The sequence below is a fragment of the Devosia equisanguinis genome (genome assembly GCF_900631955.1).
In the GTDB taxonomy this organism is placed as follows: domain Bacteria; phylum Pseudomonadota; class Alphaproteobacteria; order Rhizobiales; family Devosiaceae; genus Devosia; species Devosia equisanguinis.
In genome coordinates this window covers 1-25982 of the sequence record NZ_UZWD01000051.1, presented here as the reverse complement: position 1 = coordinate 25982, position 25982 = coordinate 1, and the positions used below count along the sequence as shown (strand labels likewise).

Below are 25982 nucleotides of genomic sequence, written 5' to 3'. Positions count from 1 at the left end.
GAAAAAGGAAACGCTGCACCAATCCCCGCCCAGGCAAGGCGAAATCCGGCCAGACAGCCCGTAAGGCCGATTGAAACTGATGCAGCGTCCCAAAATCATCGTGGCCTCAACGGATCATGTTGAGGGCTTCCTTCAGCATGTCGTCGGCGGCGCTGACGATGCGCGTATTCGCCGAATAGGCCTGCTGAGTGACGATCAGTTTGGTGAATTCCTCCGAGATGTCAGTGTTGGATGCTTCGGTTGACGAGCCCACAATGCCCTCCCCGCTCTGGCCGATAATGGCTTCGCCGGATTCTGAGGTTGCGGTATAGGCACCGCCATCGCCGCGCTTGAGCGCATTGGCGTTGGAGAAGCTGGCGGTGATGATCTGGGCGACTTCGCGGGTTTCGCCGTTGGAGTAGGAGGCGACGACGCGACCGCCATCGGAGATACCGACAGAGATGAACTCACCCGCGCCATAGCCATTCTGTTTCAGCGTCGTGGTGGTCGCCGCGCCGCTATTGTCGGCAAACTGGGTCATGCCCTTCATGCCGTGGTCGATATCGATCGAGCCATACATGGTGCCGTTGACCGACAGATTGTTGATGGTCAGCTTCTCGGTGCCCGAGCTGCTGGCCACTGCCGGATTGGGGGTGATGCCCGCAAGGATACCGCCCTCATAGGCGTAGTCTGCAAGCTTGGTCCAGGCGGTGGTGGCGCCGGCGCGGCTATCCGAGGCGTAGAACAGGCCCCAGCTTTCCTTGCCGGTTTCATTGCTGAGCTTGGCCCAGCGCATCTGCAGGTTGATCGGCTCGCCGGTCTGCGAATAGACGGTGATGCCGCCGCCGGAGATGGATTCAGAGACGAAGCGGTCGCTGTCGCTGGCGAGCACCGTATTCAGCGTGCCGGGCTCGGCATCGTAATTGCCGTTGATATTGAACTTGTTGGCGGCAGTGCCGGTGACGCGAACGTCGGCCGTGTAATTGCCGTTGAAGTTCATCTCGATGGTGCCGCCATTGGCATTGAGCGTCATCAGCGAGGCGGTGGCACCGCCATTGGCGCGCAGATCGGCCTGGATCGCGGCGAGCATGTCGGCCACGGTGCCACCGGCGTTGATCTTGACCTCGCCCGGCGCCATGCCGGTGAGCGAACCGGTGATGTCCATGCGATAGGTGCGGGTGATGCCGCCAATGGTGAAGCTGATGGAGTCGCCCTGCTCGACCATCATGCTGGCAGGCGCCACGGCAGCGGTGACATTGCTGCCGGTGGCCGCGTCGGTCACCGAGTCGAGACCGAGCACAGCGCCGGACATGGTGCCGGCGCGGGCGCTGGAAAAGGCCAGCGCGCTGGTGCTGTTGGGGGCCAGCGACACGGCGATCTGGCCATTCTTCAGGCCAACGGTCAGCTCGCTGTCGCCGCTGAGGTCGCGCAGCTTCTGCTGCATGTCGGCGAGCATGGTGTTGATCGTGCCATTGGCGACGATTTCCTCGCCCGAACCAGTGGTGGCGGCATCGGCGGCCTCAATGGCGGCTGGCACCGGATGGGCAATGGTCATCTGGCCAGTGGCAGCGTTATAGCCCACGGTGGCACCGGGGAAGGATGCCTGGAAGGCGGCCAGAAGCCCCGCGGCATCGGCCGACTGGGCGCCGAAATCGACGGCGACGGGCGGATTGCCGACCGAGATATCGTTCTTCTGGTGCAGGACTTCGAGTTCCTGCGGGGAAATGTTCAGAACAGTGGTCTTGCCGATACCGGCGACGGTACCCGGCGTGGAAGAACCGAAGGTGATAAGCCCATTGCCACCGGCCACGGCAGTGGTCGGAGCGGCGGCGCGGTCGCCGGCATTGTAGGTAACGGTCAGCGTACCGGCGGCGGCGTCATAAGTGGCTGATGCCACATCGGGGTGAGCAGCGACTGCAGCTTCGAGATCAGCCGCCGTCGCGCCTGCCGGCGAAATTGCCTGGCCTCCGAAGGTGAAGCCCGCCGCAGCCAGAGCCGCCAGATTGGCGCTCGGCACATTGAGCACAGTTGTCGCCGCAGTATTTGCGGGATAGCCGGTATTGGAGCTGGCGATGGTCACAGAGGGCGTCGAGGCATTGTCGGTGTTGAACCGAATGCCATAGGTGGTGCCGTTGATCGTGACGTTGAGACGATCATTGTCCTGCACCAGCGAGCTGGCGAGCGCCGTGCCATTGACCAGCGAGCCAATCGCATAGGCCGGGGTACTGGCAGGCAGGCCCGCGCCGCTGGCCTTGGGATAGTTCGGCGTGCCCAGCACGCTGCCGAAATTCCAGGGCTTGAGCAGCTCGCTGCCCGGCGCCGTGGCCTGGTAGGAGGCGGTCTTGGGCAGGAGCGGCAGGTTGAGCTGATAATTGACCGAGGTGGTGCGCTTGGCCGGCAGGAAGGAATTGTCGATCTGGATCGGCTGGGCCACCGAACCGGTGACGACGCCATTGTTCATGGCAAGGCCGGTGAGGCGATAGCCGGCGCCATTGACCAGATAGCCATTGCGATCGCTGTCGAAGTCGCCACGACGAGTGTAATAGGTACCGCCGCTACCATCGCCGGGCTCGACCACGAAGAAGCCGGAGCCGTTGAGCGCCATATAGGTCTCGGTCTCGGCGTTCTGGATATCGCCGCGCAAGGTATTGGTGGCCACCGAATAGGCCGACACCGCACCGGCAACCTGGCTCTTCACCGGCGCATCGGGGATCAGGTCCAGGAAGCTGGTATCGATGCGCTTGTAGCCAATTGTCTGCGAGTTGGCGATGTTGCCCGAGATATTCTCCATCGCATGCGACTGCGCCTTGAGACCGGACACCGCACTTTGCAGAGCACCAAAAATACCCATCTAAAACTCCAATTCCCCAATCGGCGGGACAAGCGCCTACTCTGCCCATGCAAATGCAAGTGCGATGCCAACAAGCCAATGCGTTGATTTTACGATTGTTTTACCATGATAGAGCCGTGCAAATTTCGCCGGAGCGGCAATTCTGGCAGGGCGGAGTGGCAAATTCTGCCGGGTGCGAAACGCTTGTAGAGCCCCGGGCTTTGCTCTAAACGCGAGACCGGAGATCGAAGGCGCGCCATGCTGTTCAATACACCCGACGAGTTCATCAATGCCCCGCGCCGGGCCATCACCGTTTTCGGCATGGCTGGTGTCGGCAAGACGCGTCTCAGCAACATGTTGCGCGACCAGCACTGGTTCCATTATTCGGCCGATTACCGCATCGGCACGCGCTATATGGGCGAGTTCATCGTCGACAATTTCAAGCGCGAGGCCATGAAGGTGCCGTTCCTGGCGCAGCTTCTGCGCACGGACTCGATCTACATCTCGTCCAACATAACCTTCGACAATCTCGACCCGCTTTCGACCTATCTGGGCACACCGGGCGATCCCAATCGCGGCGGCCTGCCGCTGGCCGAATATCAGCGCCGCCAGGAGCAGCACCGCGTGGCGGAGGTCGCCGCCCTCTGCGACCTGCCCTATTTCATCGATCGCGCGGCTGAGCTCTATGGCTACGGCAATTTCATCGCCGATACCGGCGGGTCGCTGATCGAAGTCATCGACCACGACAATCCGGAAGACCCGGTGGTCAAGACGCTGACCGAGAACACCGCCCTGCTCTATATCCGCGGCACCGACAAGGACGCCGCCGAGCTGGTCAAGCGCTTTAAGAAATCGCCCAAACCGATGTATTATCGGCCGCATTTCCTGGTCGAGAAATGGGCGGAATACAAGTTGATCCAGGGTATTCACGACGACAACGACGTCGACCCCGCCGGCTTCGGCGCCTGGGGCTTCGAGGCACTGCTGCACGACCGCCTGCCCCGCTACCAGGCGCTGGCCGATAATTTCGGCTATGTCATCGAAGCATCGGACCTGGCGACGGTGCGCGACGGCGACGAATTCATCGACCTGGTGGCAGCGGCGATCAGCAAGCGAATGCGTTAGCGCGTGCCCCCGCTTGAGGGTGAGCACGCGCCGGCTTGAACCGCCTGTCTGTCGCACCCAATTTAGAAGCTGCCATGCCCATTCGCATTCCCGATGATCTGCCCGCCCGCAAGACGCTCGAACAAGAGGGCGTCTATGTCATGGATTCCACGCGCGCCGCGCGCCAGGATATCCGTCCGCTCGAATTCGGCCTCCTCAACCTGATGCCGAACAAGGAGCGCACCGAGACCCAGTTCACACGGCTGATCGGCGCCACGCCGCTGCAGATCAATCTCAGTCTCGTGCGCATCACCGAGCACCAGTCCAAGCACACCTCGGAAGAATATCTCAACAGCTTCTACCAGACCTGGGAAGAGGTGAAGGAGCGCAAGTTCGACGGCTTCATCGTCACCGGCGCGCCCATTGCCAATATCCCGTTCGAAGAGGTGCGCTACTGGAAGGAAATGCTCGAGATCATGGCGTGGACCCGCACTAATGTGCACCACACCATGTTCATCTGCTGGGGCGCACAGGCCGCCTTGCACCATTTCCACCAGGCGCGCCGCTATCGCATGGACAAGAAGGCGTTTGGCGTATTCCGGCACCAGATCCTGAAACCCGGTTCACCCTGGCTGCGCGGCATGTCCGACAGCCCCATAATCCCGGTCTCGCGCTACAATGACATCGACCGGGCCAGCATCGGTGACGACCTCGAGGTGTTGATCGACAATCCTGAACTCGGGCTCTGCATGCTGGAGCGCAAGGATGGGCGGGCGGTCTATTTCCTCAACCATCTGGAATATGACAATCGCTCGCTCGCCGACGAATATGAGCGCGACATCGCCGCCGGACTGGACACACCGCCACCCGCCAATCTCTACCCCAATGGCGACACCTCGGCGGTTCCGGAAAACCGCTGGCGCAGCCATGCGCATCTGCTGTTTCAGAACTGGATCAACGAGATCTACCAGACGACACCCTACAAGCTGGACGAGATCGGACAGTAAGGCGACACTCCCACCCCGCCTCCCCCTGAAAAAGGGGGAGGAGCCCGTCTGTGGCTTACGAAGGTCGAGACAAGCGCGATCTGTTCCTCCCCCTTTTTCAGGGGGAGGTTAGGTGGGGGCCAGCATTGGCGTACCGCCCCACACCCCCAGCCCTTCCCAAACCCGTCCCCGCTCCCTACCTTGCAGGGGTAACAGGGGACACGCCTTGCCGCAGCCGCCGACCACGATCACCGACGAACTGGGCATTGCCCTCTCCAATCTTGCCGATAGCGCCAGCGGGGTCTTGACCCCGACCCTGCGGCTGGGCGTGACCGGGTTGTCGCGCGCCGGAAAGACCATTTTCATCACCGCGCTGGTGCATAATCTGCTGACCCAGGGCCGCCTGCCCGGCTTTGCGCCGCTTGCCGATGGGCGTTTCATCGGCGCCAAGCTCGCCGAATATCCAGACGCCACCATTCCGCGTTTCGCTTATGAGCAGCATATGGCGGCGCTGACGGCCAATCCGCCGACCTGGCCGGAAAGCACGCGCAGGATTTCGCAGCTGCGCATCGTGCTCAAATATCAATCCGCCAAATGGTGGGCGGGAATGACCGGCCCCGCGACGCTCAATCTCGATATTGTCGACTATCCCGGCGAGTGGCTGCTCGACCTGCCACTGCTCGGGCTGAGCTTTGCCGAATGGAGCGCAGATGCGCTGGCCCGGGCGCGAAAACCCGGCCATGCCGAGGAGGCCGAGGCCTTTCTGCGCGAACTCGACAGCACCGACGTGCTCAAGGACGCCAACGACCCCGATGCCGAGCGGTTGGCTGCGGCGTTCACCAGCTATCTCAGGCGCAGCCGCGAGCATTGGGCGCTCTCCACGCTCCCACCCGGCCGGTTCCTGCTTCCCGGCGATCTCGAAGGCTCGCCGGCGCTCACCTTTGCTCCGCTGCCCAAGCCAGATGGAGCAGCACGGCGAAACAGCCTCTATGCCATGCTGGAGCACCGCTACGAGGCCTATAAGGCGCAGGTGGTGCGGCCATTCTTCCGCGACCACTTCGCCCGGCTGGACCGGCAGGTGGTGCTGGTGGACACTTTGCGGGCGCTGAATACCGGGCCTGCCGCCGTTGCCGATCTGGAAACGGCGCTGACCGCCGTGCTGGCCTGCTTCCGCCAGGGCGAAACCAACCCGCTGCTGCGCCCCTTTACCCGCCAGATCGACCGTATCCTCTTCGCCGCCACCAAGGCCGACCACGTGCACCACACCAGCCACGACCGGCTGGAAGCGATCCTCAACCGGCTGGTTGCCAATGCCGCCGGCCGCGCCCGCTTTGCCGGCGCACAGACGCGGTCCATCGCCCTGGCCGGCATTCGCGCCACCGCCGAAGGCACCATTCGCGAGAATGGCGAGACGTTGCCGACGCTGATCGGTACCCCGCTCAAGGGCGAGGCGCTGGATGGCACGACCTATGACGGCAAGACCGAAATCGCCTTGTTTCCCGGGGACTTGCCGGAGCGCCCGGATTCATTGTTCGAGAATGGCAATCCGGTGGCGCTCAATTTCCTGCGCTTTGCCCCGCCTGCCCGGCTGGAGCGCAATGCCGCCGGAGAGGTGGTGCTGCCCCATATCAGGCTCGACCGCGCCCTCGACTACCTCATCGGAGACTGGATGGCATGAAGCGCCCCATAGCCCATACCATCAGCAGCGGCACCGATACGCCCGAGCCGACACGTGCGCCCCGCGCCTTCGTGCCCGACCGGGCCGAGATTGTCGAAACCAGTTTCGGGCCGGAGGCTGATCCGGAACTGGTGACGCCACCGCCGCGGCGCATGAGCTGGTGGGGCCGACTGGCCTGGACCACCGGGGGCATTCTGGTCTCGGCCGGACTGGGCCTCGCCGCCGACCGGTTGATCCGCGATCTCTTCGCCAGTAATGACTATCTCGGTTATATCGGCCTCGGCGTGCTCGGCGCGTTCCTCGTGGCGGTTCTGGCGCTGGTGCTGCGCGAAATGCTGGCGCTGCGGCGTCTGCGGGTACTCGATGCGCTCAAGGCTGAGGCGAAGGAAGCCAGCATCGGCAATGACCGCAAGCTGGCTGGCAAGGTCGCCGAGGAGCTGGAAGCCATCTATGCCCATCGCCCGGAATTGGCGCGACCACGCGCGCAGCTCTCGGACAATCTCGAGCATCTGTTCGACGGCACCGAGGTGATCGCCCTGGCCGAACGCAGCCTGATGGCACCGCTCGACGCCAGGGCCAAGGCGCTGACGGCAGCCTCGGCGCGGCGCGTGGCGCTGGTCACGGCGGTATCGCCGCGGGCGCTGATCGACGTGGCTTTCGTCATCTATGAAAGCATTCGCCTCGCCGGGGCTATTGCCGGGCTCTACGGTGCCCGCCCCGGCTTTTTCGGCTTCTGGCGGCTGGCTGGCGCCGTACTGGCCCATCTGGCCGTCACCGGCGGTCTGGTGCTGACCGATGGCGTTGTCGAGCAGCTGGTCGGCCAGGGGCTTGCGGCAAAGCTGTCGGCGCGGCTGGGTGAAGGCGTGGTCAATGGGCTGATGACGGTGCGCGTCGGAATCGCCGCGATGCGGGTGGTGCGGCCATTGCCCTTCGAGACTCTGCCCCAGCCTATGGTTCGGGATTTCATTCCCGAGCTGGTGAGGGTGACGCAGGATGCGGGGAAGAGCGCAAGTTAAGCCGGATAACACCCCCACCCAACCTCCCCCTGACGGAGGGGGAGGAGCCGACAGGGGCTTCCCGGCAGCTCAGCACGCACGATAGGTCCCTCCCCCTTCTTCAGGGGGAGGCTAGGTGGGGGTCTGACTCAATCCTTGGCCGCGCTCGGTGCCAGTGTAAGTTTCAACCCATCGAGCGCGTCGGAGCAGAGGATCTGGCAGGAGAGGCGGGAATTGGTCTTCACGTCGCCGACCGAGTCCAGCATGTCCTCTTCCTCGTCGCTGGGGGCGCCGACGGCATCGAGCCAATCATTGTCCACATAGCAGTGGCAAGTGGCGCAGCTCAGCGCGCCGCCGCATTCGGCCTTGATGTTGAGGCCCCAGTCGCGGATGACCTCCATCACGCGCCAGCCTTCGAGCCCTTCGAGCTCGTGCACGTCGCCAGACTGGTCGGTAACGATGATCTTCATGGGGCGCTCCTCAACAGCGCGATGGGGATAGCGTCAAGTTGCCAGAACAACAAGACTATCATTGATCGTCACCACCCGGCCATCCTCGGACTTGATCCGAGGACCGGGTGGTCCATGCCTCCGCAAGATGGATTGCCCGGTCAAGCCGGGCAATGACGATGGGGGTTTATTGCAGCAGGCTCTAAGCCACACCCAGCTTCTTCTGCAGTTTGGTGCTCGACGTCGTGTACTGGAAGACCACGCGCTCGCCGGGCGAGACGATCGCCTTGGCGGCCTGGGCCATCAGTGCGGCTTCGTGGAAGCCGGAAAGGATGAGCTTGAGCTTGCCGGGGTAATAATTGATGTCGCCGATGGCGAAGATGCCGGGCACCGAGGTCTCGAACTTTTCGGTATCGACCACGATGGTATTGTCGTTGAGCTCGAGGCCCCAATCGGCGACCGGACCGAGCTTCATGGTCAGGCCGAAGAAAGGCAGCAGGCGGGTGGCCGGGATCGAGAGATCACCGGCTTCGGTGGTCAGATGCACATGGTTGATCTGGCCGTTTTCGCCATCGAGCTTGGCGATCTGGCCAAGCTGGAAATTGACCTTACCCTCGGCCACCAGCTCCTTCATTTTGTTGACCGAGGCCGGGGCCGCCTTGAAGGCGTCGCGGCGATGCACCAGCGTCAGGGTGCGGACGATGGGCTGCAGGTTCAGCGTCCAGTCGAGCGCTGAGTCACCGCCGCCGACGATCACCACGTCCTGGCCGCGGAAATCTTCCATTTTTCGGACGGCGTAGAAGACGGACTTGTTTTCGAACTGCTCGATCTCCGGCACCGGCGGGCGCTTGGGCTGGAACGAGCCGCCGCCAGCCGCGATCACCACGACCTTCGTGTAGAAGGTCTCGTCGGCATCGGTCTGAAGCTTGAAGGAGCCGTCCTCGAGCTTCTCGATGGAGTTGACCATGCGCGAGAAATGGAACTCGGGGGAGAAGGGCGCGATCTGGGCCATCAGGTTGTCGGTCAACTGCTGGCCGGTGACCACCGGAAAGCCGGGAATGTCATAGATGGGCTTTTCTGGATAGAGCTCGGCGCACTGGCCGCCCGGACGGTCGAGAATGTCGATGAAATGACATTTGATGTCGAGCAGCCCGAGTTCGAAGGCAGCGAACAGCCCGCAGGGGCCCGCGCCAATGACGACGACATCGGTGGTGATCTCAGTGCTCATCTTTCAAAGTCCATTCGATACCGAAACCGCCAGCGGCTTCGGAATTGGTCCCATCGGGGCACCCTGCCCCGCGCTGTTTGATGGGAACCGCCGCTGTCACCAGCGGCCCCGGCGGATCGCCTAAAGGCGACGACTACGCTCCACTTATCCTAGGAGACGCGACGAAGGAAGGGGCGCGTGCCCAGCGGAATCTCGGTGACGCCGACCGGCTGGTAGAACACCGAAACCTCCGGCAAGCGGTTTTCGATCAGCGCTTGGCGGGTCGGTTCGTGGGTGACCACCAGCGCATTGATGCCGCAGCGCCGCATATGCGGAATCTGATCCTGCAAAACGTCGCCCAAGGCTCTGATTTCACCGGCATATTTGTATCGCTCGACCAGGAGCCGCGCGGTGGAATAGCCGCGACCATCGGTGAACGAGGGGAAGAGGATCGCGATCGAGGCGAAGCGGGAGAGATCGTCGGCGACGTCCTCGATCTTGTCGCCCGGGGAAACCAGCAGCCCCAGCGGATGCGGATTGGCCAGGAACTCGGCGCGATGGGCGAGGAAAACCGGCAGCGGCACATGCACATAGCGCGCTTCGGACGGATTGGTGCCCTCTTCCCAGGCCTTGAACGGGTCGGCGATGAAGGCACCGTCTTTCCAGAGCGTGTGGCGGTTGGCAGCTTTCATCGGATTGGCGATCGCTCCACTGAAATCGTAATGGATGCCGCATTCCTTCTTGTTGAGGCCGCGCCACCGTCCGGCGCGCGGGTCCTCGCCCTCGGCAACCACCGAAGTACAGGGCGCGCAGCCAATGGACTTGTAGCCTTTGGCATAGAGCGGATGCTCGGGCAAGTTATGCTTCTGGCGGTATTCCACGACATCGGCATCGGTGAAATAGGCCAGCGGATTGACCTTGATGCGGTCGTCCGAGGTGAGCTCGAAATGCGGGAGAACGCCGCGTTCCTTGGTCTGGTAGCGCTTCCTGCCGGTGACCCAACCACCATATTGCTCGGTAATCGGCTCCAGCGGTTCGGTCTTGCGGATATGGCAGCAGGAATCGGGGTCCGTCTCCCACAGGTCGCCATTAGGATCGAAACGCTTGATATCAGCCGGGTCCGGATGGATGCCGTGGATATTGAGGAGGCCGAACTGCCTTTTCAGCGTCTCGACATAGGCCAGCGTCTCGGGAAAATGCTTGCCGGTTTCGAGGAAATAAACCGGCATGGACGGGTCCACCTGCGCCACCATATGCAGCAGCACGGCGGAGTCAGCACCGAAGGACGAGACGATGGCAAGGTCGCCGGGGATGACGTCGCTGACCGCATAGCGCAGCACGCCGACAGCATCCATCTCATCGAACATGCCATTGAGCGCGAGAATACCGAGGGCCCGCAGCTTGTCATTGGCGACGGGAACGGGAGCGAGTTTAGGCATGGCCATGGAATGTCTCCTTGCGCACGGCGCCCCTATTCCTCTCCCCCTCGGGGAGAGGTGGCCCGGCAAAGCCGGGTGGGTGAGGGGGTACCATCCACCCTTGTTGGGGCATCCCCCTCATCCGGCGCTGCGCGCCACCTTCTCCCCGAGAGGGAGAAGAAAAGGAGCCTCCGCAATCAAAACTAAGCCGCCCCATACAACGCCTCCTTGAACGGCGCCTCGCCCAGTCGGCGATAGGCGGCGAGGAAGGGTTCTTCGGCGCTGGTGCGGTTGGCGATGTAGAAATCGACCAGCTTCTCGATGGCGCCGGGAACGGCGTCGGCCTCGAAGCCTGGGCCGATGATCTTGCCCACGGCAGCCTGCTCGGTCGCGTCGCCACCCAGCGTGATCTGATAGAGCTCACCGCCCTTCTTCTCGACGCCGAGAATACCGATATGGCCCACATGGTGGTGCCCGCAGGCATTGATGCAGCCGGAAATCTTGATCTTGAGGTCGCCGATATCCTTCTGCCGCTCGGGAGCGGCAAAGGTTTTGGAGATTTCCTGTGCAATCGGGATGGAGCGGGCATTGGCCAGGGCACAGAAATCGAGGCCCGGGCAGCAGATCATGTCGGTGATCTGGTTATTGTTGCCCTCGGCGAGGCCATTGGCGACCAGCAGGTCGTAGACGGCGCGCAGATCAGCGACAGCCACATGCGGCAGGACCAGGTTCTGCTCATGCGTTACGCGCAACTCATCATAGGAATAGCGCTCCGCCAGATCAGCGACGACATCGATCTGCGTATCCGTCGCATCGCCCGGCGCGCCGCCAACAGGTTTCAGCGAAACCGTAACCGATGCGTAACCGGACTGCTTGTGCGGGAAGAGGTTGTTGTCGAGCCAGCGGCCATAGGCCGGGTCGATGATTGACTGATAGGCGATATCGATCTTGTCGCTGGAGCGATCGGCAAAATCGGGCGGTGCGAAATAGGCGGTGATCCGGTCGAGCTCTTCCTGCGGCAGAGTGAGGACACCGCCACGGACTTCGGCGAACTCGGCCTCGACCTGGCCCTTGATGCTCTCAAGCCCTTCCTCGTGGACGAGGATCTTGATGCGGGCCTTGTACTTGTTGTCCCGGCGGCCATAGCGGTTGTAAACGCGCATGATGCTTTCGAGATAGGCCAGCAGGTGCTCATTGGGCACGAAGCTGTTGATCAGCTTGGCGATCATCGGGGTACGGCCAAGGCCACCGCCGACCCAGACTTCCCAGCCGATCTCACCGGCACCATTTACTGCGGCCTGCAAGCCGATGTCGTGGAAACGAATGGCAGCGCGGTCATTGGGCGACCCGGTGATGGCGATCTTGAACTTGCGCGGCAGGTAGGAAAATTCGGGGTGGAGGCTCGACCATTGCCGCAGGATTTCGGCAATGGGGCGCGGATCGATGATCTCGTCAGCGGCAGCGCCCGCAAACTGGTCGGTCGTGACATTGCGGATGCAATTGCCCGAAGTCTGGATGGCGTGCATTTCGACTGAGGCCAGCTCTTCTAGGATCACCGGAATGTCCTTGAGCTTGGGCCAGTTGAACTGGATGTTCTGCCGGGTGGTGAAGTGGCCATAGCCGCGGTCATAGGTGCGGGCGATATGGGCGAGCTTGCGCATCTGCCGGCTGTTCATCGTGCCATAGGGCACGGCGATGCGCAGCATATAGGCGTGCAATTGCAAATAGAGCCCGTTCATCAGCCGCAGCGGCCGGAACTGGTCCTCAGTCAATTCGCCCGAAAGGCGGCGCTTCACCTGGTCGGCAAACTGCGCCGTGCGACCCGCTACGAAAGCGGCGTCGAATTCGTCATATCGATACATGCCCGTCGTCACCTAAGTGCTGGCGATCATACGCCTGCCCATGAAGAGTTAGGGGAGCGGTGGGGCCCGCCGCCCGGATGCGTTCGCGCAGGCGCTTGGGCACGATGGTCCCGCCGTCCTGACTTACTTCTTCGATTTCGAGACTGATCACCCTGCCGCCGGCCTTGGTGGCGGCCAGTGCAGCGTCGCGCTCGGCCGTCTCGTCCTTGGAGAACAGTCGAGCTGCCTGGATATCCTCGACCCAAGTGCCGGTGCCGTCGAGATAGACGGTGGCGCCGGAGATCAGTTCATTGCCGGTAAGGATTTCCATGGATCAGGCTACCTTGAAAGAAATGGCGGCCGCCGAGGCGGCATGGGCCCAGTCGCCATGGGCGACAGCACGGCCAACGAGAATGACGGCAGGGCCATCGATGAAATCGACGGCACCGGCGGCGAGACCGCCCAACGTGCCTGCATAGGAGGTGCTGCTCGGACGGCCCGCATTGACGACAATGCCGATCGGCAGGTCGGCGGAAGCACCCTGAGCGACGAGACGCCCCGCCGTTTCGGCAGCGATGGCCTTGCCCATATAGAGCGCCAGCGTCAGCCCCGACTGGGCCAGAGCGGCCCAATGGGCGAGGTCACTGTCGTCGGCGCCATGGGCGGTGGCCATGACGAAGCCGCTTGAGACCTTTCGCAAGGTCACCGGCGTGGCTGTATCGGCGGCAGCGGCCAGTGCGGCGCTGACACCAGGGACGACCTCATAGGCGAACCCAGCCTTGCGCAGCGCTTCGATCTCTTCGCCCGCGCGCCCGAAGACCATGGGATCGCCGGATTTGAGGCGAGCAACCTTCTTGCCCTCGCCCGCCAGCCGCACGATCAGCGTATTGATCTGCGCCTGGCTAAAGGAGTGATGGCCGCGCGCCTTGCCGACGCAGATCTGCTCGGCATCGCGGCGACCCATTTCAACGACGGCGGCGGGCACCAGCTGGTCATGCACGATAACATCGGCCTGTTGCAGCAGCCGCTGGGCGCGCAATGTCAGCAGGTCTTCGACACCGGGACCGGCGCCGATCAGCCAGACCACGCCCTGCCCCGCGCCAGTTTCGGCGTGTTGGGCCAGCAGTGCCTCAGCATCCACACCCGGCCTTGTGACGAGGTCCTCATAGAAGCGCCGCCGTGCAGCGCCATCGTGAATCAAGCTCTCAACCTTGTGGCGTAACCCACCTGCAAGCTTGGCGACTTTGCCGATCCCGGGCGCCAGCAGCGCCTCGATCTGCGCCCGCACCAGCCGCGCCAGCACCGGCGCATCGCCCTCGGTTGAGATCGCGACGGTCAGAGGCGCGCGGTCGACAATGGAGGGGGTGTAGAAGTCGCATTCGGCCGGCACGTCGACCACATTGAGCGGAATGCCGAGCCGTCGCGCCTCGAGCTTGGCGATCTCCGCGGCAGGGCTTTCCTCGGCCACGAAGACCAGCGCCGCACCGGCAATGTCCCCTGCCGTAACGGCGCGGTTGTGAACGGTAGCCGGGAAGGAAGAAAAGTCGGCCTCGATATGGCTTGCGTAAATCTCTATCGAACCAGTAGTCTTAGAAACCAACCGGACCTTGTTGAGGGCCTCATCGTCTCCACCGACGATGATGATGCGCTTGCCCTTTACCTTGAAACTCAACGGGAATGTGTTGAGGAGTGCCATCTTCTTCCTGTACGCGAGATGGCGGAAAGTAATCCGAACTGGCGAATGCCAGCAAGGCCTTGAAATTCAATAGCTTTTATATTTCTCGCAAATGCTGCCCAGTAGAATGGGCAATCGGACTGCCGGGCGCTGCCGCCAAAAGAATCCATTTCACCTGCGCCGACGGAAAATTTGCCCCCGCCAGCCTGGTTGTTGCGCATGTCGGCAGCGCCCCGGTTCGGGGGGTGTATGAAGCGCACTGGCCCCTAGACTGGGCCCATGTCCAGATTGCACGCCGCGCTTTGCGCAACCATCCTCGCCCTCATTTCGCCGATCGCATTCGCCGGAGATTTTCCGCGCGAGGGCAATCCGGCGGTGCCGAATGGCGTGGCGGCACCCTTTATCGGCCAATGGTCCGTCGGCTTTCCCGATGACGAGACTACGATAGCCACCAGCACGCTGGTTGGCTGCGATGACCCGCTGGACATTGCGCTGGACGGTCCGGAAGGGATTGCACTCAGCCGCAAGACCGATATCGAGCCACCGGTGCGCCTGACGCTAAAAGCCTTCGCCGGACGAACCAACTGGCTGCCGGTGACGACGGGGCTGAGCTCCGTCATCGTCTGGCTCGATGCCGACAGCTTTTATCGCTACGAGGTCAGTGCGACGGGCAAGGCCGATTGGGATTGGCCGTTCCTGCACAGGCGCTGCGACTAACCCTGGCGGGTCGGCACGTGTACCACGAGGCCGTCGAGCTCCTGGCGCACCTTGATCTGGCAGGAGAGGCGGCTGTTGTCGCGTACGTCGAAGGCGAAATCGAGCATGTCTTCTTCCATCATCGACGGGCCGCCGACGGTCTCGCGCCAGGCATCGTCGACATAGACGTGGCAGGTGGCGCAGGTGCAGGCACCACCACATTCGGCCACGATCCCGGGCACGGCGTTCATGATCGCCGTCTCCATCACGGTCGAGCCGTTCTCGCCTTCGGTTTCGATGCGCTCACCCTGCGAGGTGACATAGGTAATCTTGGTCATTGGGAGGGCCTAGTCCTGCGGTCCGCTATCCAGCAGACCTTCCAGATAATGCTTTTCGATACCGAACAGTGTCTTCACTGCGGCGATCCGGTCAAGCGCTCCCTGCCGCGACCCTCCGCCGCCCTTCTGCGCGACGATCAGATTGTTCTTGGGTGTGTGGGCGTCGGACACAAATTCGAAGACCTTGGTGCGATAGCCACTGGCCTCGAGGATCAGGGCTCGCAAGCCATCGGTCACCATCTCGGCCTGCTTTTCCATGAAGGTGCCATGGCGCAGCAGGAAGTCCAGCTTCTGGTCCGGCGAGCCCGCTTCCATTTGCCGGCGGATCTGCTTGTGGCAGCAGGGGGCGACGGCGATCAGCCGCGCACCGGCCTTGATGCCCTGATAGATGGCGTCGTCGGTGGCAGTATCGCAGGCATGGAGCGCGATCACCGCATCGGCGCCGCTGGCGTCGTAATCGAGGATGGAGCCAGTCTCGAAACGAAGGCCGGAAAAGCCCGAGGCGGCCGCATTGGCATTGCCATCCGAGACCAGCTTGTCCCGCAGCTCGACACCGATGACTTCGGTGCTCTGGCCGAGGCTTGAGAGATAGTCGTAAAGCGCGAAATCGAGATAGCCCTTGCCGGCGCCCATATCGAGAATGCGCGGATTCTCTGCGTGAAGCGCCTGAATCAGGGGCGCAAAGATTTCGACCATCTTGTTGATCTGGCGAAACTTATCCTGCGCATCATTGCGCACGGCGCCATCCTTGCCGGTCAAACCCAGCGCATGCAGCCAAGGCTTGTTGGTGGCAGCAAGCGGGCGGTTCTTGGCGCGATCGTGATCCGCCGGAGGCGCGTCACGGCCGGCCACCTCGGTGCGCTTGAGGCGCAGCTTGTCGCCCTGCCGCTCGAACTGCAGATCGAACACCGCCGTCTCCAGCCGCGCGCTGCGCCAGTTGGTGGCGAGGCCCTCGACGAGAAAAGCGGCGGCCTCATCAAGTGTGAGATTTTTGGTGATATCGCGCGTCTTGTAGCGGAAGACGAAGCTCAGCCGCTCGCCAGCCTTGATCGCGACCTTGCGCGCTTCGACCGATTTGAGCTCAGGCTCATGGCCGTGGTAGCCACCGCATTTGAGCTTGAGCAGCGTACCATCAGCGAAAGCCGCCGCCACCGCGTCGACAAATTCAGCGATGCGATCAGTCGGGCTCAATGGCGTTCCTTGGTGGTGAGGAAGCGGATTTTCGGCCAATCCTGCTTGGCGCGATCAGCCCACCACGCATTCTGCGCCAGAAAGACCGGCGCCTCGGTGCGGTCCTCGGCCATGTTCATCTTTTGGGCGGTGATGAAGCGCTTGAGTTCATCGGCGTCGTCGCTCTCGACCCAGCGCGCAACCTCAAAGCCGATGCTCTCGAAGCTGATCGGCACGCCATATTCCTTGGCGACGCGAGCCGACAGCACTTCGAGCTGCAGTTGCCCCACAACGCCGACGATCCAGTCGGCACCGACCATGCGGCGGAACACCTGGGTGACGCCTTCTTCCGAAAGATCAGTCAGCGCCTTGGCCATCTGCTTGGATTTCATATGGTCGGTCAGCCGCACGCGGCGGATGATCTCAGGCGCGAAGTTGGGGATGCCGGTCACATTGATATTGGCGCCTTCGGTCAGCGTATCGCCCACCGACAGCGTGCCGTGATTGGGGATGCCGACAATGTCACCCGCCACAGCCTCTTCAGCCAGTTCGCGATTGTTGCCGAAGAAGAACATGGGATTGGACACGGCCATATCCTTGCCCGAGCGGACGTTCTTGAGGCGCATGCCGCGCTCGAACTTGCCCGAGCACAGGCGCACGAAGGCGATGCGGTCGCGGTGATTGGCGTCCATATTCGCCTGCACCTTGAACACGAAGCCGGTCACCTTCTTGTCGGCCGGCTCGATCGGGGCCGGCAGGGCCGGCTGCGGCCGTGGCTCGGGCCCCCAGTCGCCGAGTGTCCGCAGGAGTTCAGCCACCGATACGCCCTTGAGCGCCGACCCGAACAGCACCGGGCTCAAATGACCCTGGTGAAAAGTGTCGAGATCGAATTTGGGCAGCATGGCCTGGGCCATTTCCAGCGTCTCGAGCGCGGTCATGAACACCGGATTGTCGGCGAGAGCCGGCACGTCGAGCAAATCTTCGAGCTGCTCGAATTCGGCAATTTCCTTGCCCTGCGGACTGACGACCCGGCCTTCCTGCAGATCGATATAGCCGCCGAAATCGACGCCCATACCGATGGGCCAGAGCACCGGGGTGAGATCGAGCGCCAGCTTGTCCTGGATTTCGTCGATCAACTCGAGCGGCGCGATGCCCTCGCGGTCCACCTTGTTGATGAAGGTAATGATCGGAATGTCGCGCAGGCGGCAGACCTCGAACAGCTTCAGCGTCTGCGCCTCGATGCCCTTGGCGGCGTCGATGACCATGATGGCGGCGTCGACGGCGGTCAGCGTGCGATAGGTGTCCTCGGAAAAGTCCGAGTGACCAGGCGTGTCGAGCAGGTTCAGCGTCAGCCCGTCATAATCGAAGGTCATCACCGATGAGGTGATGGAAATGCCGCGCTGCTGCTCCATCTCCATCCAGTCCGAGCGGGTGGAACGCTGCCCGGCCTTGCCACGCACTGCACCCGCCGACTGAATGGCGCCGGCAGCCGCCAGCAACCGCTCGGTCAACGTGGTCTTGCCGGCGTCCGGATGCGAGATGATCGCAAAGGTACGGCGGAGGCGGAACGGTTCGGAAACAGGCCGGGGCGAAACCTCGGCAGCGGCGGAATGGGACATGGAACTGCTGGATGCTGAGACGCCGATGCATGCAGGCACGGCGGAAACCGACATTATGTTGGCCGCTCTATAGGGGAAAGAGCGGGGCGCGGTCAAATTCGGAGACGGGGCCGCTTGACCTGATTGGGCACATACTTAAAGATGAGAATCATAATCATCTATTTCAAGAGTAGCGTATGTCGATCAGATTCGCGTTTGCCGTGCTGGCCTGCAGCTTTGCAATGGTCGCATCCAGCTACAGCCAGGACGGGGCATTTCCCGTCACCGTCGAACATGCGCTGGGAACGATCACGATCGAGGCGGCGCCAGAGCGCGTCATCGCCCTCATCGATCGGGATGCCGATACCCTTCTGGCGCTCGGCGTGCAGCCGGTCGCCATTCGCAGCAATTTCGGCTTCGAAGCCGGCGTCGGCCCATGGTCGGAGAAGCTGTTGACCAGCAAGCCGATCGTCTGGACGGGGCGAGAGCTGGATTACGAAGCCATCGCCGCAGCTAGGCCCGATCTGATCGTCTTTACCCATTCGGGTGGCGACGAGGACGAATACGCATTCCTGAGCCAGATCGCGCCAACGGTCTATCTGCCCCAGGGTGCGGCGCCATGGTCGGCCACGACCGAACAGACGACGTTGACCATCGCTGCAGCGCTCGGACGGCGCGATGATGGTCTGGCGCTGCTGAACACGCTCGAAAAGCACCTGGCAGAGCAGAAAGCAGCTCACCCGGAATTTTCGGGAAAGACCGCAAACTATCTCGACATCTTCCCCGGCGGCATCTGGAGCTACGGCGAGTACCACATAGTCAACCAGACGATTTACGCCCTCGGCTTCTCACCGATCGCCGCCACGGCGCAGGTACCGGAGGGCGAGGCCAATATAACCATATCCGCCGAACTGCTGCCGGACTACGACGCCGATATCGTGGTGGCTTTCCCCTATGGCCGCAGCTTTGACGCGCTGCTCGCAGAGACACCTACGCTGGATACGCTGACCTCGGTGAAGCAAGGTCGCTTCATTCTTCTCGGTGACCTGGCCTTTTCGGCAGCGTCAGTGGTGTCGATCCCCTATGCCGTCGACCAGTTGGTACCGCAATTCGCGGCCGCATTGGCACCATAAACCTACCGGAAGCGATCGCTGTCAGGCAGGCGTTCCAGCCAGCATGCGGGCGATGAAGTCGTGGACTTCCTCGACAGCGACACCGAGGTCGTCGATGCGTTCAGGGGAAATGGGACGGGTGGCTCGCAATTCGTCTTCCATCGTCTTGGCCAGTTCGGCAACGCCGGTCGCCCCGACCCCGGCCGAGGCGCCCTTGATGGCGTGCAGATTGGTGCTGAGCTCGTCAAAACTGGTCGCGAGCTTGAGGCGACCGAAATAGGTGGCCAGGGTCTTGTCGAACAGACGCAGGATCTCGAGCTCCAGATTTTCGTCACCCAGGCACTGCTTGGCGAGATGGACGAGATCGATGGGACGCTGCGACCGGCGCGGCAGGTCTGCGACGACGGTTTCGACAATTGCTGGCTGGGCCATTCCGGCTACTCCACTCAACTCAACCGGAGGACACATGCCAAAGGGCAATCTCCGCTGTGGATAGCCTAGAAGAGCGGCGTGAACAGGTGATTAAGCCACATCTTCGCCTTTGTTTGTCCCTCAATTCGTTAACGTTTCCCACCCAAAAATTAACCTTTGGGTAAGAAAGCATTCGGTTTGCATAAAATTGAATGTATGAATGGGCTTTGAACCAGCGCGCGGCGGCGACGGTTGGGGATGATGTGGGGCAATTGCATCGAATTGTTCCGGTTTGACCACCGGCCCGGAAAGGGCTGGCGTGTCATCACAACTTCCGAAGTCCGCCGTGTAGCTGCAGTGCCGACGCGAAAGTTGTAAAGAGTATGGCGAAGAATCCGACACCCCAGAACGATCCTGCCGCGCTGGCATTTTCGGCCGTCGAGGACGCACTCAAGGAATCGGTTTTCAACCTCGACTCCAGTACGCCCCCCGAAAAGCCGAAAAAGCTCGCCGACACGGCCCGCTCGGAGCGCCTCAAGGCAGCCGACAAGATTGCCCAGCAGGCTGGCGCCGTCGCCAATGATGACCGCATCGCCACCTCCAAGGTGCTTTACGCGCTGCAGAGCCGGTCTTCGTCCGCTCCGACCTGGCTGGCATTGGGCCTGTCCATCATCTGGCTCGCCGCCTCGGGCACTGTCGCCTGGCTGCGCTTCGGCCCGCAAATGGGCAATTTCGGCCAGTTTGTCGGCACCATCGAATTCATCACCCTGCTCGCCATCATGGTGCTGCCGGTGCTCGGCTTCTTCGCCGTCGCCACGCTGATCCGCCGCGCCCAGGACCTGCGCAACGCCGCCTCCTCCATCACCCAGGCCGCCATGCGCCTGGCCGAGCCCGAAGTCACCGCCGCCGATAAGGTTGCCTCGGTGGGCCAGGCCGTGCGCCGCGAAGTCAACGCCCTGGGCGATGGCCTCGAACGCGCCCTGTCGCGTGCCGGCGAACTGGAAGTGATGATCCACAACGAAGTCACCGCGCTCGAACGCACCTATTCCGATAATGAATCGCGCATGCGCGCGCTGATCGCCGAACTGGCCAGCCAGCGCGAAAGCGTGCTCACCAATACCGAGCGCGTGCGCGAAGCCATTACCGAGAGCCATACCGGGCTGGTCTTCGACCTCGACATGATCAGCCAGCGCATTGCCGGCACCATCGTGGAGAGCGGCGGCAACCTGACCCAGGCGCTGGAGACTGCGGGCAGCACGCTGACCAATGCCTTCGGTGATCGCGCCGAAAATTTCGTCCAGTTGATGGACAATCGTACCACCGACTTCATCTCGGCGCTCGATGACAGCGCCGGCCGCTTGTCGCTGACCTTCGACGACCAGACCGCGGCCATGTCGCGCAATCTGGAAAACCGCACGCTCGAGCTGTCGTCGTCGCTCGATACGCGCATGAACATCCTGACCCAGGCGCTGGACAGCAATGCCGCCCGCTTCACCGAAACCCTGTCGCTGAAGACCGACACGCTGACCGGCACGCTCGAGGATCGCACCACCTCGCTCGCCGGCCTGCTCGAACAGCAGATTTCGGCGCTCACGGCCCTGCTCGATGGCCGCACCACCTCGCTTTCGGGGCTTCTGGACGAGAACAACGCCGCCCTTACCGGTCTGCTCGAGGGCAAGACCGCATCGCTGTCCGAACTCCTCGACGATCGTTCCGGCAATTTCACCGAAATCCTCGAAACCCGCATTGCCGCGCTGGCCAAGGCTATCGACAGCCGTGCCTCCTCGATCTCGGGGACGCTGGAAGCCGGCACCACCACCTTCAGCACCGCATTCGAAGAGCGCACTGCAGCGCTGGCCAATCTGCTCGGCCAGGGCGGCGGCGATCTGATCGAGCGCCTGCGCGAACGCGGCCTGGAAGTGGGCGACGCCCTGCAGGCCATTGGTGCCCAGATCGCTGGCGATATCAGCGGCCGCTCGCGCGAAGCCGAACTGCTGCTGGCAACCATGACCCGGCAGGTCGATGAGTCGATGTCCATCCAGCTCAATGCCCTGGACAGTCGCCTGCAGACCGCCCTGCTGGAAATCAATGGCGCGGTGGAAGACACGTCCGAACGCGCCCGTCTGACCCTCTCCACCGCCGGCCAGGATTCGCTGGGCGTGTTCGATGCCCGCCTGACCGAAATCGCGGGCGTGCTCGACCAGCGCCTGCATGCGCTCGACAACGTCATCGGCGACAAAGGCGAAGAGCTGGTCTCCCGCCTCGAAGCCCACGGCGCCAGCTTCGCCACCCGCGCCAATGTGCTCGAAATGGCGCTCGATCAGGAATCGGGCCGCTTCAACGATGTCGTCGCCGAGCGCACCCGCGAACTCAGCGACGTGTTGTCAGCCAAGACCCGCGCCGTCTCCGAAACCCTGGCCACCCGCACCGGCGAGCTCGAGCAGACCCTGGTCGGCCGCTCCGCCGCGCTCGAGGCAACGCTTTCCGAACACTCCAGCACTTTGTCGGAAACCATCCGCGCCCATTCCCAGGAACTGGGCCAGACCCTCACCAGCAGCACCCAGGCGTTCGACCAGGCTATTGCCGGCCGTACCCAGCGCCTTGCCGACACGCTGACCGAGCGCACCGACGTTATCTCGTCGGAACTGGACAGCCGTACCGAGGCCCTGAGCATACGCCTCGACGAGCGCACCCAGCAGCTCAATTCCGAACTCGACGCGCGCACCGAGACGCTCACCAGCCGCCTCGCGGAACGGTCTGAGCAGATGAATACCGAGCTCGACGCACGCACTACAAACCTGACCAGCCGCCTCGCGGAACGCACCCAGCAGATGGCCTCGACCATCGATGCGCGCTCAGCCATGCTCGGCGGCCAGATCGACGCCAAGAGCGCCGCCCTGACCGAGGCCCTCGACAGCCGTGCCGAAGCCTTTGCGGGCCGCGTGGACGAGCGCATCGGCAGCCTGTCGCAGGCTCTGGACACCCATGCCGAAAGCCTGACCAGCCAGATCGACATGCGCACCAACGCCATGTCGCTGGAACTGGAATCGCGTGCCGCAGCGCTCACCGGGCAGATCGACGAACGCACCGGCGCAATGGTCTCGCATATCGAGGCCGGCGTGCAGCAGATTTCGGGCGCGCTCGAGGGCGGTACCCAGCAGCTGGCCAGCGCTGTGACCACCCGCACCCAGCTCCTGTCCGAAGCTCTGGGCAACCGCACCCAGGCGCTGTCCGACACGCTGGCCAACCATACCAGCTCCATCGGCGAAACCATCGGCCTGCACACGGCCGAACTGGCAACCACGCTCGACCAGCACAGCGCTGCCGCCCGCGAAAGCATCGATGGCTCGCTGCGTAATGTCACCGAGACCATGTCGCTGCGCCTTGGCGAGATGTCGACCGCCGTGTCGAGCCGGGTCGCCGAGGTCAACAATTCGCTGGGCGAAGGCCTCGACAACGCCATCTCGCGCATTTCCGATGCCGAGCGCGGCGTGACCGCCCGCATCGAAGCCGCCAGCTTGAGCGTGGGCGAAAGCGCCCGCCAGGCTGCCGAACGCATCGAAACCGGCGTCAGCACCGCCCGCAAGGCGATTGTCGACATGGTCGATCAGCGCCTCGGCACCCTGCCCGAGGCCATCACCGCCCGCGCCGACATCACGGCCGAGCGCCTGGCCTCGCTCAACGCATCGATCAGCACCTCGATCACCCAGTCCATGGCCGATCTCGAAGCCGGTGCCGACCGCATCGAGGAAACCATCGCCACCCGCATCACCGCGGCGACGCATGCGATTTCCCAGGATGTCGAAACCACTGCCAATCGCATGGATAGCGCCGTGCGCGGCGCGCTCGACCAGATCCGTCTGGCTGCGACCAATATCGACCAGATCGTGTCGGTAAAGGGCGTGGGTGCGGTGGATGCGATCGAGAGCCGCCTCAGCGAAATCAACCGCTCGGTGGAAGAGCATACCAGCCAGTTCGCCGATCTGGTCTCCAGCCGCTCCGAACAGCTGCAGCAGGCGCTCAGCGGCCATGGCAATCTGCTGCGCGACGCGCTGGCCGACAATGCCCGCGGTGCCGAGGCCATCATGTCGGCCTCAACCAGCCGCATCCTCAGCGACGTGACCTCGGCCCTCAACAAGCTCAACGATTCGAACCTGTTGCTGCAGCGTGTGCTCGACGCCTCGACGGCGAACCTCGCCAGCCTCGAAACCAGCGTCGCCCAGCAGACCGCCAACTACTCGAACACCATGCGCGAAGCCATGGGCCAGACCGAGCAGGCCGGCGAAATGGTCACCCAGCATGTGGGTGCCCTGCAGCACACCATCCGGGCCATGGTCGACGAATTCGGTGGTATTCTTGGTCGTCTCGACGCCGAGGCGAACGGCATCGCCGCCGCCTCGCGCTCGCTGGAGAACACCAGCAGCACGGCGCTGGAGACCCTCGAAGAACGTCGCGGCGCCATGGATGCACTGGCACAGAGCTTTGCCACCCGCGCCGACGATATCGATGGCCGCATGCGCATGTTCGCCCAGTCGATCGCCGACACCGTCAACGATACCGAACGCCGCCTGATCTCGGCACGTCGTGCCATGGACGAAGCGCTGCAGGCCACCACCCACAGCGTTACCGACCAGCTCAGCCTCACCACGAGCACCATCACCCAGGCGCTGGAATCCACGACTGGCGAAGTCAACGAGGCCCTCAAGTCGACCAGCGACAGCGTCAATGCCGCGCTCTACTCGACCAACGAGCGCTTCTCGAGCGCTCTGCACGGCAATGCTGCGCAGGTGGACAATGCCGTCCAGCGCGCCGCCGAGGCTGCCGCTGCCGCCCTCAACCAGACCTCGAGCGCCGTGCGTTCGGCTCTGTCCGACCAGGTCGGCCAGGTCAATGCAGCGCTCGAAGACAATGCTGGTCGCGTAAGCGATGTGCTGGCCTCCACGGCAGGCAGCGTCACCGACGTGCTCACCACCACCACCAGCACCCTGGCCGACACCATTTCGGACTCGACCAATTCGGTGCGCAGCGCCATTGCCTCCAATACCGGGCAGCTGCGTCGCGCCATCGACGAGTCCACCGGCCAGTTCCGCCAGACGCTCGACCAGACCACGGGCGACGTCACCGAGCGGCTCAGCGCCTTCCATCAGGCAGCCGGCTCGGAAGGCCAGCGCGCCAACATGGCCCTGCAGGAAGCCCAGCAGCGCATGGTCGGCGATATGCAGCGCGCGATCGAAGAAGCCACCCAACGCTTCGCTGAAACCGCCCGCGCCATGCGCGACACGGCCCGCGAAGTGGGTAGCGAACTCGAAGCCACCCGCGCCGAACTGGCTCGTGGTGTCAACGAACTGCCGGAAGAAACCCGCGCCAGCGCCGCAGCCATGCGCCGCGTCGTGGCCGAGCAGATCGAGGCCCTGAGCGAGCTCAACGCCATCGTGCGCAACCAGCCCGCCAGCCACGACCTGACCGACCGCCGCGCGCCGCAGCGTGCTGCTCGCCAGCAGGAACCGCGCCAGCCTGAACCCCGCCAGCCGGAGCCGCAGGCCTACCAGCCGCAGCGTCAGCCGGTTGAAACCGCCTATCGTCAGGAACAGGCGCCGAGCCGTCCGGCTCTCGCCGACCCGATCCGCACCACCGCTGCCCCGGTGGCCGAGGCTGCGCCGCAGCCCCAGCCGCAATTACAGCGGACCCAGGCCCCCTCCCCTGCAGCACAGGCTCAGCCGGCCGCCACCGCGCGTCCGGAGGCCGAGGCCGGTGAAGGTGGCTGGCTGCGCGACGTACTGCGCAATGCTTCGGCCCAGCAGGCCGGTGGCCAGGCGCCGCAGAGCCTTTCCGGCCTGACCGAGGAAATCGCCCGCGCCATCGACGACGCGGCCCTGTCCGACGCCTGGAGCCGCTACCAGGCGGGCGAGTCCAACGTGTTCTCGCGCCGCATCTACACGCTGACCGGCCAGGGGACCTATGACGAAGTGCGCAAGCGCATCCAGCGCGATGCCGACTTCGCCCGCACTGCCCAGGCCTATATGAGCGAATTCGAACAGCTGCTGAAGCGCGCCGCCGCCGGCCCGCGCCCAGCCGCCGAGACCCGTGAATACCTGCTCTCGGACCGCGGCAAGGTCTACACCACCCTGGCCCATGCCAGCGGCCGCCTCAGCTAAGAGAGCGATAGACCAACATCAAAAAGGCCCCGGAGCAATCCGGGGCCTTTTTCGTTAGGGCAACGGCCATCCCAAGAGTAGACGATTTGAGCGGGCTCAGAGCGTTTCACGTTCTGGTTGATGCGGCTCCTGCGCTCCCTCTCGCTTGAGGGAGGGCTATCGCATTTGGGCTTGAGCGTGCTGCACACCCCCTCCCAACCTCCCCCGTCAAGGGGGAGGAGCCGCATCGAGTGCCAGGTGAGATATTGCCAAACACGCAGCCCGAACTCCCTCCCCCTTGCGGGGAGGGCCGGGGAGGGGAGCGTTTAGCGATCCACTGATGGACCCCCTCCCTCATTCC

At 63.3% G+C, this 25982-nt stretch carries 18 protein-coding genes; 7 read left to right on the top strand and 11 right to left on the bottom strand.

Features of this window, described 5'->3' with window-relative positions; translation table 11 throughout:
* Positions 1–106: 106 nt before the first annotated feature.
* The gene (locus tag DEVEQU_RS18370; protein ID WP_126152059.1) at positions 107–2830 is read right to left on the bottom strand and encodes a flagellar hook-basal body complex protein; all 2724 of its coding nucleotides are present in this window, start codon (positions 2828–2830) and stop codon (positions 107–109) included.
* A 237-nt stretch (positions 2831–3067) separates the two neighbouring features.
* On the opposite strand from DEVEQU_RS18370, the gene DEVEQU_RS18365 reads away from it, so the two are divergent.
* From DEVEQU_RS18365 to DEVEQU_RS18350, 4 genes are all read left to right on the top strand, one after another.
* Entirely contained in the window at positions 3068–3934 is an 867-nt protein-coding gene (locus DEVEQU_RS18365) for an ATPase (protein ID WP_126152058.1), read from the top strand.
* Positions 3935–4008: 74 nt separating this feature from the next.
* Positions 4009–4920: a homoserine O-succinyltransferase gene (locus tag DEVEQU_RS18360; RefSeq protein ID WP_126152057.1), complete on the top strand. Its 912-nt coding sequence runs from the start codon at positions 4009–4011 to the stop codon at positions 4918–4920.
* 205 nt (positions 4921–5125) lie between these two features.
* Positions 5126–6577, top strand: coding sequence for a YcjX family GTP-binding protein (locus DEVEQU_RS18355; protein ID WP_126152056.1), 1452 nt, complete (start codon positions 5126–5128; stop codon positions 6575–6577).
* Positions 6574–7593: a YcjF family protein gene (locus DEVEQU_RS18350; RefSeq protein ID WP_126152055.1), complete on the top strand. Its 1020-nt coding sequence runs from the start codon at positions 6574–6576 to the stop codon at positions 7591–7593. The genes DEVEQU_RS18355 and DEVEQU_RS18350 overlap by 4 nt, the downstream gene beginning before the upstream one ends.
* Positions 7594–7721: 128 nt before the next feature.
* Here DEVEQU_RS18350 and DEVEQU_RS18345 read toward each other — a convergent pair whose 3' ends face one another.
* The 6 genes from DEVEQU_RS18345 to cysG all read right to left on the bottom strand — a co-directional run bounded on the left by DEVEQU_RS18345 (position 7722) and on the right by cysG (position 14183).
* Positions 7722–8042, bottom strand: coding sequence for a 2Fe-2S iron-sulfur cluster-binding protein (locus DEVEQU_RS18345; RefSeq protein ID WP_126152054.1), 321 nt, complete (start codon positions 8040–8042; stop codon positions 7722–7724).
* Between the two features lie 181 nt (positions 8043–8223).
* Entirely contained in the window at positions 8224–9249 is a 1026-nt protein-coding gene (locus DEVEQU_RS18340) for an NAD(P)/FAD-dependent oxidoreductase (protein WP_126152053.1), read from the bottom strand.
* Between the two features lie 149 nt (positions 9250–9398).
* Positions 9399–10673, bottom strand: a complete 1275-nt coding sequence (locus DEVEQU_RS18335; protein ID WP_126152052.1) for a phosphoadenylyl-sulfate reductase — start codon at positions 10671–10673, stop codon at positions 9399–9401.
* Positions 10674–10849: 176 nt separating this feature from the next.
* The gene (locus DEVEQU_RS18330) at positions 10850–12508 is read right to left on the bottom strand and encodes a nitrite/sulfite reductase (RefSeq protein WP_126152051.1); all 1659 of its coding nucleotides are present in this window, start codon (positions 12506–12508) and stop codon (positions 10850–10852) included.
* Entirely contained in the window at positions 12495–12818 is a 324-nt protein-coding gene (locus DEVEQU_RS18325; protein WP_126152050.1) for a DUF2849 domain-containing protein, read from the bottom strand. The genes DEVEQU_RS18330 and DEVEQU_RS18325 overlap by 14 nt, the downstream gene beginning before the upstream one ends.
* 3 nt (positions 12819–12821) lie before the next feature.
* Positions 12822–14183, bottom strand: coding sequence for a siroheme synthase CysG (gene cysG / locus DEVEQU_RS18320; RefSeq protein ID WP_126152049.1), 1362 nt, complete (start codon positions 14181–14183; stop codon positions 12822–12824).
* Between the two features lie 258 nt (positions 14184–14441).
* Between cysG and DEVEQU_RS18315 the strand changes: the two genes are divergently transcribed.
* Positions 14442–14879: a hypothetical protein gene (locus DEVEQU_RS18315; RefSeq protein WP_126152048.1), complete on the top strand. Its 438-nt coding sequence runs from the start codon at positions 14442–14444 to the stop codon at positions 14877–14879.
* On the opposite strand, the gene DEVEQU_RS18310 is transcribed toward DEVEQU_RS18315, so the two are convergent.
* Genes DEVEQU_RS18310 through DEVEQU_RS18300 form a run of 3 tightly spaced genes read right to left on the bottom strand, consistent with a single transcriptional unit; the run spans position 14876 to position 17985 of the window.
* The gene (locus DEVEQU_RS18310; RefSeq protein WP_126152047.1) at positions 14876–15196 is read right to left on the bottom strand and encodes a 2Fe-2S iron-sulfur cluster-binding protein; all 321 of its coding nucleotides are present in this window, start codon (positions 15194–15196) and stop codon (positions 14876–14878) included. The genes DEVEQU_RS18315 and DEVEQU_RS18310 overlap by 4 nt on opposite strands.
* Before the next feature lie 9 nt (positions 15197–15205).
* Positions 15206–16387 (bottom strand): class I SAM-dependent methyltransferase, encoded by a 1182-nt coding sequence (locus tag DEVEQU_RS18305; protein WP_126152046.1) that lies wholly within the window; start codon positions 16385–16387, stop codon positions 15206–15208.
* Complete coding sequence (locus DEVEQU_RS18300; protein WP_126152045.1) at positions 16384–17985, bottom strand: peptide chain release factor 3; 1602 nt, start codon at positions 17983–17985, stop codon at positions 16384–16386. Before DEVEQU_RS18300 ends, DEVEQU_RS18305 begins: the two co-directional genes overlap by 4 nt.
* Before the next feature lie 176 nt (positions 17986–18161).
* Here DEVEQU_RS18300 and DEVEQU_RS18295 point away from each other — a divergent pair, with 176 nt between their 5' ends.
* Positions 18162–19097: an ABC transporter substrate-binding protein gene (locus tag DEVEQU_RS18295; protein ID WP_126152044.1), complete on the top strand. Its 936-nt coding sequence runs from the start codon at positions 18162–18164 to the stop codon at positions 19095–19097.
* A gap of 21 nt (positions 19098–19118) precedes the next feature.
* Here the strand turns inward: DEVEQU_RS18295 and DEVEQU_RS18290 are convergent, their stop codons facing one another.
* Positions 19119–19508, bottom strand: a complete 390-nt coding sequence (locus tag DEVEQU_RS18290) for an Hpt domain-containing protein (RefSeq protein WP_164550480.1) — start codon at positions 19506–19508, stop codon at positions 19119–19121.
* Between the two features lie 362 nt (positions 19509–19870).
* Between DEVEQU_RS18290 and DEVEQU_RS18285 the strand changes: the two genes are divergently transcribed.
* Entirely contained in the window at positions 19871–25642 is a 5772-nt protein-coding gene (locus tag DEVEQU_RS18285; RefSeq protein ID WP_126152042.1) for an apolipoprotein A-IV repeat region-like domain-containing protein, read from the top strand.
* Positions 25643–25982 lie beyond the last annotated feature (340 nt).

Excerpts from the sequence above, each read along its gene's own strand:
- DEVEQU_RS18330 (WP_126152051.1), bottom strand. The coding sequence starts at position 12,508 with ATGTATCGATATGACGAATTCGACGCCGCTTTCGTAGCGGGTCGCACG.
- DEVEQU_RS18310 (WP_126152047.1), bottom strand. The coding sequence starts at position 15,196 with ATGACCAAGATTACCTATGTCACCTCGCAGGGTGAGCGCATCGAAACC.
- DEVEQU_RS18365 (WP_126152058.1), top strand. The coding sequence starts at position 3,068 with ATGCTGTTCAATACACCCGACGAGTTCATCAATGCCCCGCGCCGGGCC.
- DEVEQU_RS18290 (WP_164550480.1), bottom strand. The coding sequence starts at position 19,508 with ATGGCCCAGCCAGCAATTGTCGAAACCGTCGTCGCAGACCTGCCGCGC.
- DEVEQU_RS18300 (WP_126152045.1), bottom strand. The coding sequence starts at position 17,985 with ATGTCCCATTCCGCCGCTGCCGAGGTTTCGCCCCGGCCTGTTTCCGAA.
- DEVEQU_RS18345 (WP_126152054.1), bottom strand. The coding sequence starts at position 8,042 with ATGAAGATCATCGTTACCGACCAGTCTGGCGACGTGCACGAGCTCGAA.
- cysG (WP_126152049.1), bottom strand. The coding sequence starts at position 14,183 with ATGGCACTCCTCAACACATTCCCGTTGAGTTTCAAGGTAAAGGGCAAG.
- DEVEQU_RS18325 (WP_126152050.1), bottom strand. The coding sequence starts at position 12,818 with ATGGAAATCCTTACCGGCAATGAACTGATCTCCGGCGCCACCGTCTAT.
- DEVEQU_RS18335 (WP_126152052.1), bottom strand. The coding sequence starts at position 10,673 with ATGGCCATGCCTAAACTCGCTCCCGTTCCCGTCGCCAATGACAAGCTG.
- DEVEQU_RS18350 (WP_126152055.1), top strand. The coding sequence starts at position 6,574 with ATGAAGCGCCCCATAGCCCATACCATCAGCAGCGGCACCGATACGCCC.
- DEVEQU_RS18340 (WP_126152053.1), bottom strand. The coding sequence starts at position 9,249 with ATGAGCACTGAGATCACCACCGATGTCGTCGTCATTGGCGCGGGCCCC.
- DEVEQU_RS18360 (WP_126152057.1), top strand. The coding sequence starts at position 4,009 with ATGCCCATTCGCATTCCCGATGATCTGCCCGCCCGCAAGACGCTCGAA.
- DEVEQU_RS18295 (WP_126152044.1), top strand. The coding sequence starts at position 18,162 with ATGTCGATCAGATTCGCGTTTGCCGTGCTGGCCTGCAGCTTTGCAATG.
- DEVEQU_RS18370 (WP_126152059.1), bottom strand. The coding sequence starts at position 2,830 with ATGGGTATTTTTGGTGCTCTGCAAAGTGCGGTGTCCGGTCTCAAGGCG.
- DEVEQU_RS18285 (WP_126152042.1), top strand. The coding sequence starts at position 19,871 with ATGGCGAAGAATCCGACACCCCAGAACGATCCTGCCGCGCTGGCATTT.
- DEVEQU_RS18315 (WP_126152048.1), top strand. The coding sequence starts at position 14,442 with ATGTCCAGATTGCACGCCGCGCTTTGCGCAACCATCCTCGCCCTCATT.